The organism is Mesorhizobium sp. M7A.F.Ca.CA.001.08.2.1 (genome assembly GCF_003998455.1).
Lineage (GTDB): Bacteria > Pseudomonadota > Alphaproteobacteria > Rhizobiales > Rhizobiaceae > Mesorhizobium > Mesorhizobium ciceri.
In genome coordinates this window covers 1-3,915 of the sequence record NZ_RZPW01000609.1, presented here as the reverse complement: position 1 = coordinate 3,915, position 3,915 = coordinate 1, and the positions used below count along the sequence as shown (strand labels likewise).

The following is a 3,915-nucleotide window of genomic DNA, read 5'->3' as shown; positions in this document are numbered from 1 at the left end:
AAGCATGGCGCACAAGGCAAATCCTGTTTATGAATCAGCATATTGGCTCGATCGACGTCAATATGTTGCCGGACGCGGCAAGCTGTCCCTTGAGGTAGAATCAAAACCTGACAGCAAGAACGGCCAAGAATGAGCCGACAGCAATATTCAGCGCGGCGCGCGAAATACACGGCTTAATTTTTGAGCGCATAGGTAGAACGTTATCGGCATTGTTGCGCAGCCACGCCGCCAAGCTGGTTGCGCTCGCACCCCGCACGGTCCACCTCCAGGGTGGCTGCCGCAACTGGCCATCGCCTTTTGGCCGTCGGGGCGCTATTGGCAAGGTTACGATACGCCATGGTGATGTGAATGCGCTTTCTGTTTGTCCTGATCCTGCTTGTCGGCGCCGGCGTCGGTGTCATCTATCCCTGGGCGATGAGCAATTTCTCCGGGCACGAGATCGGCACCTGGCGGGTCTATGAGCAAGGCCGTTTCAAGCCGCTGACGGTGCCGCTCTCCGGCCGCGATGCGCCGGTGCGGGTGCTGGTCGACCTGACCGCAAGAGCCGAGCGCATCGTCTCGCAGCAGCGCACCGTGCTGACGCTGACCGCCGCCAGCAATGGCCGCACGGTGCTCGCCTCGACGCTGCAGTTCAACCATTCCGACAATCCTCGCCAGGCCAGCCCGCAACTGCCCGACAAGATCTTTCGCGACGAGGCCGGCGTCATCGCGACCGTCAGCCCGGGTCCCTACGTCTTCACCGTCGGACCGGGTGATGCCGACGACATACCGATGCGGGCTGTCGATCTCATCCTGCGCTCCGGCGCAGGCGAGATCGACAGCCGTGCACGGCCGGTCGGCTTCGCGCTGATGGCGATCGGCCTGATCGGATTTTTGCTGACCTTGCGCACTCGAGGCGGTCGGCCGGAAAATCCGAACTCTCAGCCGCCACCGCCGCGCTGGGGCAGGGGCTGATGCATGTCGCCCAAAAGTGTGCAGCGGTTTTGGGACAACGACATGCATAACGGCACAAAACGATGAACTACCGCCACGCCTACCATGCCGGGAATTTCGCCGACGTCGTCAAGCATGTCGTGCTGACGCGCTTGCTCGAGTATCTGAAGCAGAAGGACAAGGCGTTTCGGGTCGTCGACACCCATGCCGGCATTGGCCGCTACGATCTGTCGTCGGCCGAAGCGCAGAAGACGGGTGAGTGGCAAGGCGGCATCGGCAGGCTGATCGATGCCCCGTTTGCCGCGCCGGTGGCAGCACTGCTCGCGCCTTATCTGGAGACAATACGGTCGCTCAACCCTGAGGGTGGCATCCAGAAATACCCGGGCTCGCCGTTGATTGCGCGCCATCTCATGCGCAAGCAGGACAGGCTGACCGCGATCGAGCTGCACCCCAAGGATGCCGCGAGGCTGAGGACGTTCTTTGCCGGCGATTTCCAGGCCCGGATCATCGAACTCGATGGCTGGCTCGCGCTCGGCGCCCATCTGCCGCCGAAGGAGAAGCGCGGCCTTGTTCTCATCGATCCGCCATTCGAGGAAGCGGGTGAGTTCGATCGCCTCGTCGACGGGCTCATAAGGGCGCACAAGCGCTGGCCAGGCGGCATCTACGCGCTCTGGTATCCGATCAAGGACCGCAAGGCGATCATCGCTTTCCGCAAGGCGCTGAAGCAATCGGGCATCCCGAAGCTGCTCGACATCGAATTCGAGATCAGGCCGGCCTCTTTGGAACCCAGCCTCGACGGCAGCGGTCTGCTGGTGGTCAATCCGCCGTTCACGCTGGAGGGCGAGCTGCGGACGCTGCTGCCGGCCCTGCACAGGCTGCTTGCGGTGGGGCGGCCGGCACACTGGTCGTTGGAATGGCTGGCCGGCGAGCAGGCTTGAGGCGGGCTCATTGACGACCCGGGACCCGCGCTCTTTTGGATCCGGGCATGAACGTGCCAGAGCCATTCCGGTGCCGTGTAAATTCGGCTTTGGTCAAAAAGCAGTTTCAAACTGGGAAACCATTGTCAACGCAACCGCTTGACCGCCGCCGAGCGAATCCGCACAGTGCGCACAATCGACCTTGAGAGGCTGCCATGACTCGCTTCGCCAAATCCGCTCTTGCCGCCCTGATTTCGCTCTGCACCCCGCTTGCCGCGCCTCTCGGTATCACCCAGACCGTGCAGGCCGCCGATCTTACGGTCTATTCCGATGAAGACAGCGGGGTCTGCGGTCAGCCTTGGGTACTGAACAAGATCACCAGCCGCTTTTCCTATCAGGTGCATCACGTGCCACATCTGCCGGATGTGCAGATCACCGATTTCCGGCGCATTCACCAGCATCGCTATCTGGCGGCCGACGATACCTGGCCGATCGGTCGCCGTTATTGCGGGGCCACCGTCAGCCTGTCCGACGGCCGCGATCGCACCATCTGGTACCTGATCGAGGAAGGCCAGGGCTTTGCCTCGATCGGCGACAATGTCGAATTCTGCGTCTCGGGCTTCGACCGCTGGATGGTCTACAACGGCCGCTGCCGCATTCTGCGCTAAACCCGGTTTCCCCTTCCAATCTCTTTCGCGCCTGTGGCTTGATCGGCTGCAGGCGTTTTTCGTGCTGCGTTGACAGCTGGCGCGATCCGTCGCATAGATATGAGACAGACCTGTCTCATCACTCGGTATGCGCCGTGACACCATCGCCCGTTTCCGATAAGCGCCAGCACGTCGTTGAAACGGCCTACGTGCTGTTCAAGCGCGCCGGTTTCCATGCGACGGGTATCGACCGGATCATCGCCGAAGCCGATGTGGCCAAGATGACGATGTATCGCCACTTCCCCAGCAAGGACGAATTGATCGTCGAGGTGCTCGACTATCGCGCTATGCGTTTCGACCGCCAGCTCGACCGGCTCGCCCAGGAGGGCATTCCGCCGGAACAGAAAATCGGAAGGATCTTTGACTGGCATGCACGCTGGTTCCGCAGCGCCGATTTCCATGGCTGTCTGTTCGCTCATGCATTGGCCGAGTTCGGCGATCCCGGGCATCCGGTTTTCAAGGCCGTTGTCAGGCAGAAGAACGGCCTCAAGCGGCGCATGCGGTCTATCCTCGAAGAGATGATGCCGCGCGGCCGCGCCGAAAGCGTGGCGGCGACACTGCTTATGCTGATCGAAGGTGCGACCTTGCTGGCGCAGATGGGGCCGGCCGACGCCGCCATTCGCGACGCCCGCAAGGCGGCCATGGGCATCGTCGCTGCTTCGCGTAAGTCCCAATGAGCCCGCTGGTCATCGGGCTCGCATTGTTTGCGGCGATCCTGCACGCAACCTGGAACGCGTTCCTGCGCACGGGGGCCGACAGGTTGTGGACCGTCACCGTCATGAGCTTTTCCAGTACGGCGCTCGCCATCCCCTTAGCCTTCTTCCACGCCCTTCCGGCCGCGCCGGCCTGGTCCTACATTGTGCTCTCGGCCTGCCTGCAGGTTGGCTACAGTTTGTTTCTGGTGGCCGCCTACAGATATGGCGAGCTGGGACAGGTCTATCCGATCGTTCGCGGCAGCGTGCCGCTGCTCGTCACGCTCGGCGGGTTCTTCCTGGCCAACCAGCAGCTCACTCTGCCGCAGACCATCGGTGTCGCGCTGGTCGCGGGCGGCATCATGGGCCTTTCTCTCGGAAGGGGCAGGGCCGCCACGACATCGATACTCTATGCGCTGGCAACGGGAGCGATCATCGCCGCTTATGCGACGGTCGATGCGCTCGGCGTTCGGGCGGCGGGAAACGCCGGCGCCTATACCGCATGGGTGCTGCTGATCTACGGCGCGTTGCTGCCGGCGGCCTTCGTCGCCTGCCGTGGCCGGCTCACAGTCGACCTGGGTGCGCCGGAAACCTGGAAGGCGCTGGGCGGCGGCCTGTTTGCACTTCTGGCCTACGGTGTCGTGGTCGCGGCCTTCGCGCTCGGAC

Annotated in this window: 5 protein-coding genes; all 5 read left to right on the top strand. The window is 62.8% G+C overall.

Going from position 1 to position 3,915, the window contains the following annotated elements:
- The first annotated feature begins 348 nt into the window (after nt 1-348).
- Nucleotides 349-954 carry a hypothetical protein gene (locus EN914_RS27380; RefSeq protein ID WP_013532492.1) on the top strand — a complete coding sequence of 202 codons (606 nt, stop codon included), beginning with the start codon at nt 349-351 and terminating at the stop codon, nt 952-954.
- Nucleotides 955-1,016: 62 nt separating this feature from the next.
- Nucleotides 1,017-1,871: a 23S rRNA (adenine(2030)-N(6))-methyltransferase RlmJ gene (locus EN914_RS27375; protein WP_024504300.1), complete on the top strand. Its 855-nt coding sequence runs from the start codon at nt 1,017-1,019 to the stop codon at nt 1,869-1,871.
- Nucleotides 1,872-2,065: 194 nt separating this feature from the next.
- A complete protein-coding gene (locus tag EN914_RS27370; protein ID WP_013532490.1) occupies nt 2,066-2,518 on the top strand; it encodes a hypothetical protein in 453 nt (150 codons plus the stop codon).
- Nucleotides 2,519-2,652: 134 nt separating this feature from the next.
- Nucleotides 2,653-3,234, top strand: a complete 582-nt coding sequence (locus tag EN914_RS27365) for a TetR/AcrR family transcriptional regulator (RefSeq protein WP_024504299.1) — start codon at nt 2,653-2,655, stop codon at nt 3,232-3,234.
- On the top strand, nt 3,231-3,915 hold a 685-nt coding region (locus EN914_RS27360), incomplete at its 3' end, for an EamA family transporter (RefSeq protein ID WP_127389383.1). The genes EN914_RS27365 and EN914_RS27360, both read left to right, overlap by 4 nt.